At 38.6% G+C, this 15,792-nt stretch carries 11 protein-coding genes; 9 read left to right on the forward strand and 2 right to left on the reverse strand.

What is annotated here, in order from left to right; genetic code table 11:
* Window positions 1-62 precede the first annotated feature (62 nt).
* Window positions 63-2,387, forward strand: coding sequence for a TonB-dependent receptor (locus MKL62_RS18845; protein ID WP_025470000.1), 2,325 nt, complete (start codon window positions 63-65; stop codon window positions 2,385-2,387).
* Between the two features lie 68 nt (window positions 2,388-2,455).
* Here the strand turns inward: MKL62_RS18845 and basC are convergent, their stop codons facing one another.
* Entirely contained in the window at window positions 2,456-3,766 is a 1,311-nt protein-coding gene (gene basC / locus MKL62_RS18850) for a putative histamine N-monooxygenase (protein WP_000717765.1), read from the reverse strand.
* 47 nt (window positions 3,767-3,813) lie between these two features.
* Window positions 3,814-6,756, reverse strand: coding sequence for an acinetobactin non-ribosomal peptide synthetase subunit BasD (gene basD, locus MKL62_RS18855; RefSeq protein ID WP_005128215.1), 2,943 nt, complete (start codon window positions 6,754-6,756; stop codon window positions 3,814-3,816).
* Between the two features lie 160 nt (window positions 6,757-6,916).
* On the opposite strand from basD, the gene basE reads away from it, so the two are divergent.
* The 8 genes from basE to basI all read left to right on the forward strand — a co-directional run bounded on the left by basE (window position 6,917) and on the right by basI (window position 15,720).
* Window positions 6,917-8,545, forward strand: a complete 1,629-nt coding sequence (basE, locus tag MKL62_RS18860; protein ID WP_005128216.1) for a (2,3-dihydroxybenzoyl)adenylate synthase BasE — start codon at window positions 6,917-6,919, stop codon at window positions 8,543-8,545.
* A gap of 17 nt (window positions 8,546-8,562) precedes the next feature.
* Window positions 8,563-9,432, forward strand: coding sequence for an acinetobactin biosynthesis bifunctional isochorismatase/aryl carrier protein BasF (gene basF / locus MKL62_RS18865; protein ID WP_001018271.1), 870 nt, complete (start codon window positions 8,563-8,565; stop codon window positions 9,430-9,432).
* Window positions 9,433-9,547: 115 nt separating this feature from the next.
* Window positions 9,548-10,699, forward strand: coding sequence for an acinetobactin biosynthesis histidine decarboxylase BasG (gene basG / locus MKL62_RS18870; protein ID WP_005128217.1), 1,152 nt, complete (start codon window positions 9,548-9,550; stop codon window positions 10,697-10,699).
* 97 nt (window positions 10,700-10,796) lie between these two features.
* Complete coding sequence (locus MKL62_RS18875) at window positions 10,797-10,952, forward strand: hypothetical protein (RefSeq protein WP_001176132.1); 156 nt, start codon at window positions 10,797-10,799, stop codon at window positions 10,950-10,952.
* On the forward strand, window positions 10,945-12,555 hold the full coding sequence (gene barA, locus MKL62_RS18880; protein ID WP_005128218.1) for an acinetobactin export ABC transporter permease/ATP-binding subunit BarA: 1,611 nt from the start codon (window positions 10,945-10,947) through the stop codon (window positions 12,553-12,555). The genes MKL62_RS18875 and barA overlap by 8 nt, the downstream gene beginning before the upstream one ends.
* On the forward strand, window positions 12,552-14,147 hold the full coding sequence (gene barB / locus MKL62_RS18885; RefSeq protein ID WP_005128219.1) for an acinetobactin export ABC transporter permease/ATP-binding subunit BarB: 1,596 nt from the start codon (window positions 12,552-12,554) through the stop codon (window positions 14,145-14,147). Before barA ends, barB begins: the two co-directional genes overlap by 4 nt.
* A 72-nt stretch (window positions 14,148-14,219) precedes the next feature.
* A complete protein-coding gene (gene basH / locus MKL62_RS18890; RefSeq protein WP_005128220.1) occupies window positions 14,220-14,954 on the forward strand; it encodes an acinetobactin biosynthesis thioesterase BasH in 735 nt (244 codons plus the stop codon).
* Window positions 14,955-14,964: 10 nt separating this feature from the next.
* Window positions 14,965-15,720 carry an acinetobactin biosynthesis phosphopantetheinyl transferase BasI gene (gene basI, locus MKL62_RS18895; RefSeq protein WP_005128223.1) on the forward strand — a complete coding sequence of 252 codons (756 nt, stop codon included), beginning with the start codon at window positions 14,965-14,967 and terminating at the stop codon, window positions 15,718-15,720.
* Window positions 15,721-15,792 lie beyond the last annotated feature (72 nt).

Consider the following 15,792-nt stretch of genomic DNA (forward strand, 5'->3'; position numbering starts at 1 on the left):
AAATTTTACAGCATAAATTTTCACTATTTTGCTATGAATTTTAAGCAGGTAGTTAATAAAAAATGAATCACAACATTAAAGGTCTTTCAATGAACAACGTTAGCTATAACCGTAATTTTAAAACTGGGAATGATCAAAGAATTAATCACCGTTCTTTTGTATTAAATGGTGTTGCATCTGCACAAATGGCCCTTCGATTAGGCTATGCATTAGGCACCGTATTTGTTCTATGTGCATCAAATACCTATGCTGCTGTTATTGATAATTCAGCAAAAACTCTAGAACAACAAACTGCTCAAACAAATGTAGCAGCTTTACCAGCAATTACCGTAAAAGCTGAACAAGATGATACTTATGCGGGAGGACAGGTTTCGTCGAAAAGCTCAGTTGGCTTTTTAGGTAATAAAACCGCTATGGAAACCCCGTTTAATACCATTGCGTATACAGAAAAATATATTGCAGATCAGCAAGCGAAAGATATCACCGATGTGATTGCAAAAACGGATCCATCTATTTTTTCAACTGGCGCTTACGGCGTAATTGCAGAAAGTTATGCTATTCGTGGGTTTAGATCAAGTTCTGTGGCTGCTGGTCGCGATACTTCTATGGGCGGATTATATGGTATTGCTCCTTTATACCGTGCCTCACCGGAAATGTTTGAACGTATTGACGTGTTAAAAGGCCCTTCAGCAATGTTAAACGGAATGCCTCCAGGTTCAACTTTAGGGGGAACAGTTAACTTGGTTCCGAAACGTGCAGGAGATGATCCCTTAACTCGTTTTACAACGACGTATATGTCGGATTCACAATTCGGAGGCCATCTGGATATTGGACGCCGTTTTGGTGAAAACAAAGAGTTTGGTGTGCGGTTCAATAGCGTATATCGAGATGGTGAAGGACCGATTAAAGAGCAAGAAAAAACCACTCATCTATTTTCACTTGGTTTAGATTGGAGAGGTGACAATGCACGACTTTCAGCCGATTTATATACTAGCCGTGACCATGCTGACGGTATAAATCGTGGTTTAACCATTTTACCGGGTGTCAATTTACCCAAAGCGCCAAATCCCGATACTTTATTGAACCCAACGTGGACGGTCTATAACACGCGTGATACGGGAGGTATGATCCGAGGCGAGTATGACTTAAATGATAAGTGGATGGCGTATGCAACGGCAGGTATGAGTAAAACAGAATATAACACTTTAGGTGCTGCTAAAACTGAAATACAAAACGAAGCGGGAGATATAAAGTTTAATATTGCACATTTAGGTTTCAAATATGAACGTAAATCTGCTGAAGTGGGTTTACGTGGTAAATTTGATACAGGTGCTGTCAAACATGCACTGGCATTAAATGCAACACATTACCGCGAAACGGATGACGAAGCTGGTATTAGACAAGGATTTCCTGAGGGAGATCGTGTAACTAATATTTATAATCCGAATTGGGGCAGTAAACCGAATCGCGTTCCTATTGCACCTATTTTTAGTAATAAAGAAAATTTAACAAGTGTTGGCTTAGCCGATACGATGTCGGTTCTTCAAGATCAAGTCCAATTAACCTTAGGACTGCGTTATCAAAATATTGTCACCGAAAGTTTAAATGGGCAGGGCGTCCGAAATATTAACGGTCGTTATGATAAGAACGCTATTACACCTGCAGCTGCAATTTTGGTAAAAGCAAATGATCATGTTTCATTATATGCAAACTATATTGAAGGATTAAGCTCAGGGGGAACCGTACCTACCGGACAAAACTACGAAAATGAGGGGCAAATATTTTCTCCTTTTAAAACTAAGCAGATGGAAACCGGAATTAAAATTGACAGCGGTAACTTCACCAATACGTTTAGTGTATTTCAGATCAAATCTAGAAATTCGTATGTAATTAAAAGTACCGATGAAAAAATCAAATCTATTTATGGCGCTGATGGAGAACAACGTAATCGCGGAGTTGAATGGGGCTTTTATGGTTCACCTGTTGACAATATTCGTGTAATGGGAGGATTAACTTATATTGATCCTAAAATTACAAAAACCAGAATTGCAAGCGAGTTAGGAAATGTTGTTGCCGGTGTTCCAAAAGTGCAAGCTAAACTTGGTATTGAAGGTGATGTGTCGTATATCCCTGGCTTAACTTTGACTGCCAATGCGACAGCTGCGTCTAAACAATATATTTATAATGATAACTCAACTTCAGTACCTGGACGTGAAGTGTACGGAATTGGCGCACGTTATAATACAAAAATAGCTCAATTTCCTGTCACTATTCGCGGGAATATTGATAACCTCACCAATAAGTCATATTGGTCAATGCCTCAATTTACAAATTTAATGCTTGGTGCACCACGTACTTATTTATTATCTGCCACAATTGATTTTTAATTTGATCTAAAAAGAACATATAAAAAAACTGCCAAATTTGATTTGGCAGTTTTTTATTAAGCGTTTTTTTATTTTGGTAAACCATAGTGCTGGAAAGAAGACTGTTTAGGAATTCGATATGCATTACGCCCCAGTAGCTGATTAATAATGACTGAGTTTCGGGTTGCTCCGATTCCTAAGTCAGGAGAACCAACGCCTTGCTGAAAAATCTCGGCATTTTGAATGAAAATTCGACCTTGTCCCTGATCACAACGTAAAGCCGTAAAGTCTTCTTGAACAATACAATCATTTTTATCATCAACAGCTAAAATAGAACCCTTCATATTTTGGAACCATTCAGGCCAATCATGAACATAGCCTGTAGCTGCGACAAGGGCATCAGTTTCTAATTCGCAACGTTGATCGAGTTGGGTATGCAAACAAGTTAAACGCAGAGAACCCGATTCAAGTTCTTCAACCGATTCAACCTCACAGCTTGTGTATAGGCTTAAACCGGATTTTTCACCAGCCACTGAACGCTCATAAAGCACATCATATATATCGCCAATGGTTGAGAAGCTAATCCCTTTATAGATCAGGCCCTGACTAGCAGCAATATCGCGGCGTTTATCTCTAGGCAGGCTTTGGAAATATTGCATATATGCAGGGGTAAAGCACTCTTGTCCAAGTTTAGAATATTCCATTGGGTGAAAGCCGGCAGAACGTGTGATCCAACGAATAGATGCGCCTGCTTTTACTCGTTCTGGTGTAAGTGAATTAAATAAAGCAAGCACACATTCTGCTGCACTCTGGCCTGAGCCAATAACCGTGACCTGTTTACATTGTTTAAGTTGTTCCTGAATTTTTGCAAACTCCGCTGAATGTTTTACCAAAGGGTGTTTGCATGTTTCCAGCCATTTAGGAATTCGAGGTTTAGTTCCAATACCAATCGCCAGATTTTGGCTTATATATTTTTGTTTTTCGCCCGAGGCTGATTCACTTTCTATAATAAATTTATCCAGCTTGGCATCATATTCCACATGGCTTACGTTTTCTCCAAATCGACAATCGGGTAATTGTTTTGAAGCCCAACGGCAATAATGGTCATATTCACGGCGTGGAATTAAAAAACTGTCGTAATAATAAAACTGATGCAAGCGATCATGTTGATGTAAATAATTAATATAGCCTAAGGGATGGCAAGGATTGGCCATAGTAACCAAGTCGGCAAAGAAAGGAACTTGTAATGTCGTACCTTGCAATAGCAACCCTTCATGCCATCGAAATTCTGGTTTACGTTCTAAAAATACGCTTTTGATTTCGGGATGATGAGACAAAAGAGCAGCTAAACCTAAGTTGAATGGCCCAATACCAATTCCGGTAATATCTATTTTTTTCATGTTTATACTTTATCTGTTTCCAAAATGATGAAAGTTCAAAATACGAATTAATGTGCTGTTAGTAGTTTCTCTACATCAGCAATATTGCGACATTGAATAAGTTGAACAGGTGAGAGCTGAATCGCGTATGTTTCATTAATACGTTTTGAAACGACCTTTAAATGATGTGGACGTAGCCCGAGATGAGTAAAATGAGTTGAGTTGTCCACTTCCATATTTGGCGGGTGGCCTATCACTTCTAAGTAAATGTCGAGTAGTTGATTTTGCTGTTTAGCATTATTTTCAATTGGTATAGATGAATGATCGGACTCATTATTTTTAAAATATGGTCGTTTATTTTGAAGCTCACTGAAAAAATTGCTGAGATCAAAACTGAATATTTCTGAACCAATAATTTGCTTGATTGCTAATTGCAGTGCATCCAAGAAATCTTCAATCATTTGGGATGAAAATGCTTCTTGGGCATAATCAATATCGAAAATCAAAGCGCCGTCATTTCTTGTGCTAAAGCGAATATCAATTGCAACTTGGGGTGTTTGAGTAAGGCCATCTTGTTGCTGAATAGGATGAGATTCAGATAATACAGGCCATGACAAACCATTTGTAATTACAATCGGCAATACTGGAGCAGTGCCAACTTTTTCAAATAATAGTCGAGCGAGATCAACGCCTGAAAATGAAAGATGCTGTAAACCCTCTAAAACTTCAGTTTGCAAGCGGTTTGCTTGTTCAGCAAATTGATCTAAAGCTTTCCACTCAACTGCAATAAACGTAGAGCTATTTGAAAATGGTCCGGCATAGAGGGGAAGTGTAGGAACAGCAACGCATAGAGATTTATCCGTGCTCCAATGAGATAGCACTTCCAAAATAAGCGCCATGATGATTGAGTTTTTAAACAGTGAATGTTTTGCGCCAATTTTAGACAACTGTTTAAATTGATCTTTTTCTATAACCAAACTATTACGTTGGTAACGTGAAGTCGGTAAATGCTGTAAGGGTGTTTTCCACGGAAGCGCAGGAATAGCCGATAATTTAGAAAATTTTCTTTCCCAGTAAGCCATATCTGCTTGATGAACAGATAAGCTATTTTCAACTTCATTTTTTTCTATTTGTGTTTGGATATCATGTTGTTGTCCATCAAATAGCTCTAACATAAGTGAAGCTATAGATCGGCCATCTAAAATTAATGCATCAAAGCGGACAAAAATCGTTAATAGATTATTTTTTAATAAAAATACGGTGATATTCCAAGGCGACTGATTTAAATCAAATAGCTCATGCGTATAACTATTTTTATAGGATTCGATGTGGTGAGAAGCACGTTCAGGTTCCCATGTAGTTAGGTCTATTTCTTTTAAATTGACACTCACTTGATCGCTTACATATTGTATTAACCTATTTTTATCAATATAGGTTCGTAAGCTGTCATGCCGCCGTACCATTTCTGCCAATCGTTGTCTTAATAAAACAATATCCATTTTGCCGTGATACTGCCTAAACTCTTGCATGGCAACACCACCTAAAGGAAGGGCTTGAGTTCGACCTAATAGATAAGCTTGCTGTAATGCATTTAATGGTTTTTGAGACGTACGATCTGACGAGGTATTTTGTGCTGAGTTTATAATTTGTGTATTAAGTTGCTCAGGATGTGCGGCAAGATTTTTAAGTAAATGAATGAAAGATTCAAATAAATTCGTGATCCATTCTTTGGGTAGAGCATCTAAACGGATGTCCCAATTAACTAAAATACCGTCATCTACTTGAGCAACTTGTGCATCAAGTGCAACTTGCGGCCCTTGTGAAATGACCCAATTCATTGACCCAAAAACACGGCGGACACGTTCGGAAAGCAAATTATCGTTTTCTAAGTCGAGTGCCGCTGTAAATACCACGGGAGCAATCTGTGCACTACCATGATAACGGGACAGGTCACGTAGAACATTCACACCCGAATAATGTGAATGCTCTAATAACTCAAGCATTTGATTTGCTATTTGTTTGCAGAATGCGGATAAGGTAGTTGCCTCTTTCATATCGACATCAAGGATGACTAAATTAGCAAAATCACCAATAGTGCCTTCGACATTTTTTAAAACCGGCTCACGCCAAAAAGTAGGAATATTTAATCGGAAGCTGTGATCTTTGGTTGCATGACCAAGCGTATAGGCAAATAGACCTAATATCAGATTGGTCACAGTAATATGTTGTTTTCTAGCAAGTTGTTGTAATGCTTTTCGTTCTTCCGGCGATAACCACGTACTTAAACGATCACTTTTTGCTGTTTTGAATTCTTGATGAATGAAAGGTAGAGACGGAGCAGGGCTAATATGAGGCAGACGTTGTTTCCACCATAAGCGGTCTCGTTGGTTTAATTTTTTTAGGTCAGGGTCTGTCCGTATTTTTTGATACCAGTCAAAAAAATTAGGCGGACGGGAGAATGATATTTCTGGGTCTTCATAAAATAAAGAAAGATCTTCCATCAAGTTCAAAAAACTGGACGGATCTATAGCAATCATGTCCGTATCTACATGAAAACGAAAAATATTATTTTTAAGAACACTTATAGAAAATCTTGCAGTCTGGCCCTGACTTAAATCAAGTTTTTGATGGGTCCATTGTTCCCGTTTTTGCATGAGCATTTGCTCAATTTGATGATCGTTAAGCTTTGAAAAATCATCGACTTCTAATATCTGTTGAGTCTTCTCAGACATAATGTTTGCGATGCCATCGGCACTCAAACTTAATCTCAAAATAGGGTGTTCTTTATAAAGTCGTTGAAGTGCTAAATGTAATTTTTGTAGATCAATAAATTGACCGTCAAATTCTGCATAGAGGTGGGCAGCAACCCCACCTAAAGTTGCGTTGCCAGAGCGACCAAACCAGCAGGCCGCTTGCATCGAAGTTAATTCACACATTGAACGATAACTCGGTTGACAAATTAATCTTGTTTCAGCATCATACAAACAAATGAAAATGATTACCAGTTGCATTTGTTAATCATTTCCAATTTGCTGTGAATATATAGCTTGTCCGTCTTAAGAATTTTCTTTTGTCGGTATTCAAATTAAATATTTATGCCGATATGTAAGAAAATTTACGAAGAATCAATAGCTTGATAACCATTAAATTAAATTGAATATTTAGAATGTCATGAAAAAACAGTTGATTGAGTTTGTTCGCTGGTCTCCCGAGAGAGCGCAACACTATCGAAATAAAGGTTATTGGATTGACCAACCTTTGACGCGCATTTTAACGGTAGGGGTTCAATCGCATCCGCATTCACCGGCAATTATTTGTGGTGAGCGTCAGTTGAGTTATATCGAGCTGGACCAGCTATCAACAAATTTAGCTTCTCGACTAGCTGAAAAAGGCTTGGGCAAGGGTGATACTGCTTTAGTACAGCTTCCCAATGTTGCAGAGTTTTATATTGTCTTTTTTGCCTTGCTTAAGGCAGGCGTGGTTGTGCTCAATGCGCTATATAGTCATCGCCAATATGAACTAAATGCCTTTATTAAACAGATTCAACCTAAGCTTTTAATTGGTTCGCGTCAGCATGAAGTATTTAGCAATAATCAATTTATTGACTCACTTCATGAAGTAAATTTAGGTCCTGAAATTATTTTGATGCTCAATCATCAAGCTACCGATTTCGGACTATTAGACTGGATTGAAACACCAGCAGAGATCTTTGTCGATTTTTCATCTACACCTGCTGATGAAGTTGCTTTCTTTCAGTTGTCAGGTGGAAGTACGGGAACACCAAAACTTATTCCAAGAACGCATAATGACTATGACTATAGTGTGCGAGCCAGTGCCGAGATTTGCGGTTTAAACTCGAATACTCGGTTATTGTGTGCTCTGCCAGCTCCGCATAACTTTATGTTGAGTTCACCCGGTGCATTAGGCGTTTTACATGCAGGTGGATGTGTTGTGATGGCACCAAATCCTGAACCGCTCAATTGTTTTTCTATTATTCAAAGACATCAAGTCAATATGGCATCTTTAGTGCCGAGTGCTGTCATTATGTGGCTAGAAAAAGCCGCGCAATATAAAGATCAAATTCAGTCTTTAAAGTTGCTTCAAGTAGGTGGAGCAAGTTTCCCTGAATCTTTAGCCCGTCAAGTTCCTGAAGTCCTCAATTGTAAATTACAACAAGTATTTGGAATGGCCGAAGGCTTGGTCAATTACACCAGACTCGATGACTCCGATGAGCAAATATTTACGACACAAGGGCGTCCTATCAGTTCTGATGATGAAATCAAAATTGTGGATGAACAGTATAAAGAGGTTCCGGAAGGTGAAATAGGGATGCTTGCGACTCGGGGACCTTATACCTTTTGCGGTTATTACCAAAGCCCTGAACATAATTCACAGGTCTTTGATAAGGACAACTATTACTATTCAGGCGATCTCGTGCAGCGTACCCCTGATGGTAATTTACGTGTAGTAGGAAGAATTAAAGACCAGATTAACCGTGGTGGTGAAAAGATTGCTTCGGAAGAAATAGAAAAACTTATTCTTCTACATCCGGAAGTTATGCACGCAGCTTTGGTCGCAATTGTTGATGAACAATTTGGTGAAAAGAGTTGTGCCTTTATTGTTTCTCGAAATCCTGAACTTAAAGCTGTTGTGCTCAGACGCCATCTCATGGAGTTAGGCATTGCACAATACAAACTTCCAGACCAGATCAAATTAATCGAAAGTTTGCCACTGACCGCAGTCGGTAAGGTGGACAAAAAACAACTTCGCAGCATTTTAAATACATCTACAACATCTTAATAAATATTGAGCAGCATATGGCTATTTCAAAAATTTCTACTTATCTCATGCCCAAACGAGAGAGTTATCCAAATAATAAAACAGACTGGCAATTAGATCCTTCTCGAGCAGTTTTATTAATTCATGATATGCAGCGTTACTTTTTAAATTTTTACGATGCTGAAAGTGAATTAATTAAAACGGTTGTTAATCATTTAGTTCAACTAAGAAGTTGGGCACATCAGAACAATGTTCCTGTTGTCTATACAGCACAGCCTTATGAACAGCCAGCGGCAGATCGTGCATTACTGAATGCGATGTGGGGACCGGGTTTGCCAGCCTCAACAATTGATCAGCAAAAAATTATTGATCAACTTTCTCCTGCTGAACATGACATTGTCTTAACGAAATGGCGTTATAGCGCGTTTAAACGTTCGGATTTGCTTGAAAGAATGCAAAACTGGAATCGTGATCAGCTCATTATTGGCGGTGTCTATGCCCATATCGGTTGTATGGTTACGGCAATTGAAGCCTTTATGAGTGACATACAACCCTTTTTGGTTGGGGATGCAGTTGCCGATTTTTCAGAAGAAGAACATCGCTTAGCTTTGAAATATGTATCTTCACGTTGCGGTCAAGTTGTGGATACCGAATCTGTAGTGGGGCAGGTGGCAACAGGCATTACACGACCTTGGCTAGAGCAAAAGGTCCAGCAGCTTATTGAAGAAGATGAATTAGATCCAGAAGAAAACCTGATTCTTTATGGATTGGACTCATTACGAATTATGCAGTTTTCTTCGGAACTCAAAGCGCAGGGAATCAATATTAGTTTTGAAGAATTAGGACGCACACCCACCTTATCAAATTGGTGGTCATTGGTTGATGCACGGCAAAGGATTGCAGGGTAGAGGGTTGCCTCATAAGGCATACGACAAATCCTGGTCGCTAAATTTTACATAAAATTTATATCTTTGATAGCGACTCCTTAGACGACTTGTAATCGTCATATTAACGGAGCAAAAAATGATTTTATCGCCTGCTGATCAAGAGAGAATAGAGACATTCTGGAATTACTGTTTAAAACATCAATACTTCAATATTGGATATCCTGAATCTGCAGATTTTGATTATTCCGCTTTATTCCGTTTTTTCAAATTCTCTATTAATAATTGTGGTGATTGGAAAGACTATAGTAATTACGCATTGAATTCTTTTGATTTTGAAAAAGATGTGATGGCGTATTTTGCTGAAATTTTTCAAATTCCCTTTGAAGAAAGCTGGGGATACGTAACCAATGGTGGCACAGAAGGTAATATGTTTGGCTGCTATCTGGCGCGTGAGCTATTTCCTGATTCCACATTATATTACTCAAAAGATACGCATTATTCGGTGGGAAAAATCGCCAAATTATTGCAGATGAAATCTTGTGTGATCGAATCATTGGATAATGGTGAAATCGACTATGATGATTTAATCGATAAAATAAAAACCAATAAAGAAAGTCACCCCATTATTTTTGCAAATATTGGTACGACCATGACCGGTGCAATTGATGATATTGAAATGATTCAAGAGCGCTTAGCGCAAATCGGAATCATGCGCCGAGATTATTATATTCATGCCGACGCTGCCTTAAGTGGCATGATTTTACCTTTTGTTGATCATCCTCAAGCGTTTTCCTTTGCTCATGGTATCGACTCAATCTGTGTGTCTGGTCATAAAATGATTGGCTCACCGATTCCGTGTGGCATTGTTGTGGCCAAACGCCAAAATGTAGAGCGTATATCAGTAGATGTTGACTATATCTCTACACGTGATCAAACCATTAGCGGTTCTCGTAATGGTCATACCGTCTTGCTGATGTGGGCGGCAATACGTAGCCAAACTAATTTACAAAGACGACAGAGAATTCAGCATTGCCTAAAAATGGCCCAGTACGCGGTTGATCGCTTTCAGGCAGTGGGCATTCCTGCTTGGCGAAATCCGAATTCAATTACTGTGGTATTTCCGTGTCCTTCTGAGCACATCTGGAAAAAGCATTATCTGGCAACCTCTGGAAATATGGCTCATTTAATTACTACGGCACATCACCGAGATACACGTCAGATTGATAACTTAATTGACGACGTTATTTTTGATTTACAAGGTGCCTCTAAACGTACAGTTGGCTTTTAGTCATATCAACCAAGATGATTTAGACAAATCCATATTAATTTTTACAGTCTAGAAAATGATCTAAAAATATTTTGATAGGGTGGTTAGGAAGTTTTTGATGCAATTAAAGTTTTTAAAAAAATACTTTTTATATGATTTTCTTATTCATGCTTTTTTAAAGCCGGAAATGGCAATTCTTGCTGGTCAATTGAAGCGAGATTTTATTTTAAGTACCGCTTTTTCTATGAATATAAAGAGAGATAAGCATGTCTGATTTAAAGTTATCTCATCTGATGACAGACTCTTCCTTGGCACCTGCACTCAAGCCAGCATTTCCTAAATTATTTGCAGGAACACTTGCTGCCGTATTTTCTGGTTTAGCCATTTTAATTGCTCTGTGGGGCATGATTCAGTTGATTGGTTATTTATCTTCTTATTGGGTGATCTTTTCAGCGGTTTTTTGGATAGTCGGGGCGGCATTGGCAGCACTAGCTTCATGGTTAGTGCATGATGCAGAGGCTGGATTTTCGGCACGATTACGTCGTCAAATTGCTCATCATTTAATTCGGTTACCTAACACAACCCTATCAAAACAGGGTGACCAAAACTTAAAACGACTGGTTTCAGACGATATCGCAACCTTACACCATATGGTGGCGCATTTACCGTCGGAAATTGCGATTTTTGCTGTAATCCCTTTAGTTTCTATTGTTTTATTAATTGCTTTGGTTGGCCCGATGGCCCTTTGGGTATTATTACCTGGTGCAATAGCTTCACTTTATTATTTAATTATTGTTCCCCATGTATCAAAACGGGATGGCGCTGCACGTATGCAGGTCATGTTAGATATTATTGGTTCTGCTGATGATTATGCGCGCGGCATTCGTGATAATCGAATATATGGGCAACAATCTGGCGCTTTAACAGCCTATACTCAATCAGCACAAAATTTCACTCAAAATATGGTGTCTTGGGTGAGTAAAGTCGCAACACTCGCTGCTGTTGCCACTGCATTACTACAAGCTGTTGCAACCTTTGCCATAGCCTATCTCGTGGCTTATCAATACGACAGCATGACCTTGGCTGCAACACTTTTCTTTAGTTTGGCCATCGTGACACCTTCGCTACGTTTAGGACATGGTCTTGATTATGTCGCTGCTGGGCGAGCTGCAGCTACTCGTTTATCTGCTTTCTTAAAAGAGCCAGTACTCTCATCGGGCAATCTACAACAGATTGAGGGAGATGTAACACTCGAAATAGTGAATGCAAGCTTTGCAATTGAAAATCAAAAAGTATTTGATCGATTAAGTTATTCATTTCCAAAAAATACAATGACTGCAATTACAGGGCCGAGTGGAGTTGGAAAAACAACCTTACTGCGAGCACTTGCTGGGTTTGCCGTATTGCAAGAAGGTGTTGTTCAATTAGCAAAAAAAGATATTTTGCAATTACATGAAAAACTAAGACATGAAAAGGTTTTGTTTATTCCACAAGGTGGAGATGTATTACCGACCACAGTAAGAGAAAACTTGTCCTTATCTGCCGTTAATGCAAATGATGAACAACTTGAACAGGCATTACTCAAGGCCCAACTAAAAGTAGATTTAAATGCAGATGCAACTTTACTTTCAGGCGGTGAAAAACAGCGCATAGGAATAGCGCGTGCGTTTTTATCCTCAGCTCCTATTATTTTATTAGATGAGCCAACGAGTGCACTCGACCAGACCAATGCGACAAAAATAATATTGGAATTAAGCCACTTAGCTAAGAACCAGAATAAAACCATCGTCATGGTCACTCATGATCTCGCCTTAGCTGCTCATGCCGACAACAGGTTAGTGCTTAAAGGCCCAACTGACTCAGGGAAATCTTTATGAATACTCCTGCTAAATTAAATAAAGATCAGATTTTTTCGATGCTTCCTCGTGCGGCCAAACAAAAATTAATTATTGTTGGTATTGGATGGATCATTGTTGCAGCAATTGAAGCAATCGCATATACCGTATTGGCATTTGCAATTGTCAATCAATGGTCACCAAGCTGGGTTCTCATCAGTGCAATTGCAGCAATATTAGTGACAGTTATAGTCACTCGTGCTGGCTTCCTTACTGGTGTGCGTTTAGCAGGAGACCTATTTGCTGAGTTAGGCAAATCTTTAGCTCGTGCTAAGCTCTCTTGGTTTACCAATGAACAGCGTGCTCAGATTAAGACAATTGCTGGACAGGGAATTCCTGGGTTTATGAGTATTCCTGCTCATCAATTGCAAACCTTTTTACATGCGCCTTTTATGCCTTTATTTCTCACAATAGGAATAAGCATGCTTGCCGGAGCAGGCGTAGCATTTGTCGCTTTAGGCTTACTTTTACTCTCTTTATTTGCTCAATTCCTAGCACAACGTGCACTCATGCATATTGATAAAAAACGTAATACTGCCGATTTAGCTGCTTCACAAGCAACGTTGGAATTGGTTGATCATGTTGAGTTATTACGCACAGCCGCGGGACCAGAACGTGCGGTTCAAAGGCTGGAACATCGTTGGGAAGAGCAAGAAGAGACATTAGTACGGATCAACCGTGCTGCTGCATTTGCAAGTTTTGTTGCAACCTTGGCAAGTGTTTTACCCATTGCAGGGCTGGCAACATATCTGGTGATCGCTGGAGTCAATCATGCTGCTTTGGTATTGGCATTACTCGTCTTAATTGGACGTGCAGCAGCGCCGTTAGGTGAACTTGCTACCGCAGGGTTGCATATCAATGATTTATTTGCTGCACTACGCAGCTTTAATCAGATCACCCATCCACCTGAGTTGCCTGAGCCATTACACCCTCAAATTCCTACTGGTCATCATATTTCGGTACAAGACGTTAGCTATGCGCCAGCAATTGAAAATATGTCTCTCGACATCGCATCGGGGAGCAGAGTATGGGTTACCGGACCAAGCGGTAGCGGTAAGAGTACTTTACTTGAATTGCTTACACGGTTTGATGATCCACAAAGAGGAAAAATTATCCTGGGTGGCATAGCTCTTGATCAAATGAAATATGAAGATTTGGTCTCGAATATCGCTTATGTCACACAAGAACCTATTTTGTTCACAGGTACACTGGCTGAAAATATCCGTTTAGGAAAATCTGATGCAACTGATGATGAAATAGAAAAGGTTGCAAGAGATGCCGAATTAGGGGCAATGATTGACCGTAGTTCAGAAGGAATTAATCAATCGGTGGGTAAACAAGGTACCGCATTGTCTGGTGGTGAACGTCAGCGGGTCGCAATTGCCCGAGCATTACTCAAAAATGCGCCGATTTTAATACTTGATGAAGCAACCTCTGCCTTGGATGAAGAGACTGAGCAGGAAATTGTTACAACGATACGTGCTCTTTCTTCTACGGTTATTTTTGTCACACATCGTGATTCAGCTATTTGGCAACCGACTCAAACTATCAATTTAGCTTCAACTTCTGTTTAAAAAAATAGCGCAGAAATCTGATTTAAGCATTTTTTATAAAAGAAAAATGCTTAATATTTGGAGAATTCTTAAATGAATAAACCTCAATATAATATGTTCTGTTTACCGTCTGCGGGGAGTAGCGCAAGTATTTATCATCCATGGAAAAAGCAGATCTCTGACAATATTCGTATTATTCCTATTGAATATTCGGGTCATGGTATAAAAATAAATGAACCATTGATTGATGAACCTGATCTATTGGCTATGCAAATTGCCAATGAAATACAAGCTTACTCAGACACACCGTTCATTTTATTTGGACATAGTGTAGGAGGTGGCTTGATTTGGAAAGTACTCAATTATTTGAATGAAAAAACCATAATTGATCAGTTGAGATTAATTGTTATAAGTAGCCGACCTGAGCATCACTATATTCAACATATGCGGTACAAGCATGAGCTAACCGATGAAAAAATTATTGATGAATTAAAGCGATACAATAATTTTCCTGACGAAATTTTAAATAATCAGGATGCACTCACATTCTTTCTCAAAATCATTCGTAATGATTTCTATCTTAGTGATCAATTACTTGGCGAGAAGATTCATAAGACTGAGGTTCCGATCGTTGCATTTTATGGCAAACAGGACCCTGATATTCCTAACAAAAGAATGATGGACGCATGGCAACAACACACAGAAAATTGGTTAGGAAGTATTGAGTTTGAAGGGGACCATTTCTACTTTCTCAATCCCGAGACTCGAGTAAAGATGCTTGAAAATATTGCTGCAATCGTTGAAACATTGACTATGAATATTGAATAAAGTCCATGCTATGAATACGAAGAAGCAGTTAAGTAGAGGGGCTAATTCATGTCTGGATGAAATAAATATTCAATATGAAAAGCTAACAGCTTTCGGGCTAGATATACATAAAGTCCAGCTCAGCCAAATCAAAGAAATACCTCAGCTTGATCATATCTATCAGGAGCTGAATATATTTCTTCCACCGAATATAAAAAGCTCACGCTTTATTCGTCAATTAGAGTTCTTGACGGGACGCTTAGCAGCAAAATATGCATTACAAAGCCTTAACTTACAAGATTCTATTGTCTATCAAGGTAGACATGGGGAACCCCTATGGCCCGAAGGAATGATGGGTGGGATTAGTCATGTTGGATCAAAAAAATCATGTCATGCCATCGCATATGTTAGAAATAACACGCTTAAAGAAAAAATATTTGGAATCGATATAGAGTCTCAAAAACATCATATTTTTTTTCAAAAGAAAGATGAATTTTATGATGTTTTTCTCAATAAAAACGAGCAAGAAGAAATTGAAAAGCTACTAAAAGATCAAGCATATTTATATTTGATAATATTCTCCGCTAAAGAAAGTATCATTAAGGCATTTTATTTAAAATATAAGCAAATTATTGATTTTAAAAATATAAAACTTAAAGCACTAGATGGCGCGTTTCTTTATTTTTACCTTAGACAAGAAAGTTTAAGCGGGATAACTCTAGAGGTTAAAGTTTATTTTTTTCATACAAATAACGAGATAATTACAATTTCTTGCATTGAAAACTAAATTTGTTATTGATAATAATAATCATTTGCATTAATGTGTGTTTCAGTATTTTTATATCCTTATATTTAAAAA

Source organism: Acinetobacter sp. AOR01_HL, assembly GCF_027855455.1.
GTDB lineage: Bacteria > Pseudomonadota > Gammaproteobacteria > Pseudomonadales > Moraxellaceae > Acinetobacter > Acinetobacter baumannii.

Excerpts from the sequence above, each read along its gene's own strand:
- MKL62_RS18875 (WP_001176132.1), top strand. The coding sequence starts at position 10,797 with ATGCAATTAAAGTTTTTAAAAAAATACTTTTTATATGATTTTCTTATT.
- basC (WP_000717765.1), bottom strand. The coding sequence starts at position 3,766 with ATGAAAAAAATAGATATTACCGGAATTGGTATTGGGCCATTCAACTTA.
- barA (WP_005128218.1), top strand. The coding sequence starts at position 10,945 with ATGTCTGATTTAAAGTTATCTCATCTGATGACAGACTCTTCCTTGGCA.
- barB (WP_005128219.1), top strand. The coding sequence starts at position 12,552 with ATGAATACTCCTGCTAAATTAAATAAAGATCAGATTTTTTCGATGCTT.
- basI (WP_005128223.1), top strand. The coding sequence starts at position 14,965 with ATGAATACGAAGAAGCAGTTAAGTAGAGGGGCTAATTCATGTCTGGAT.
- basF (WP_001018271.1), top strand. The coding sequence starts at position 8,563 with ATGGCTATTTCAAAAATTTCTACTTATCTCATGCCCAAACGAGAGAGT.
- basH (WP_005128220.1), top strand. The coding sequence starts at position 14,220 with ATGAATAAACCTCAATATAATATGTTCTGTTTACCGTCTGCGGGGAGT.
- basG (WP_005128217.1), top strand. The coding sequence starts at position 9,548 with ATGATTTTATCGCCTGCTGATCAAGAGAGAATAGAGACATTCTGGAAT.
- basE (WP_005128216.1), top strand. The coding sequence starts at position 6,917 with ATGAAAAAACAGTTGATTGAGTTTGTTCGCTGGTCTCCCGAGAGAGCG.
- basD (WP_005128215.1), bottom strand. The coding sequence starts at position 6,756 with ATGCAACTGGTAATCATTTTCATTTGTTTGTATGATGCTGAAACAAGA.
- MKL62_RS18845 (WP_025470000.1), top strand. The coding sequence starts at position 63 with ATGAATCACAACATTAAAGGTCTTTCAATGAACAACGTTAGCTATAAC.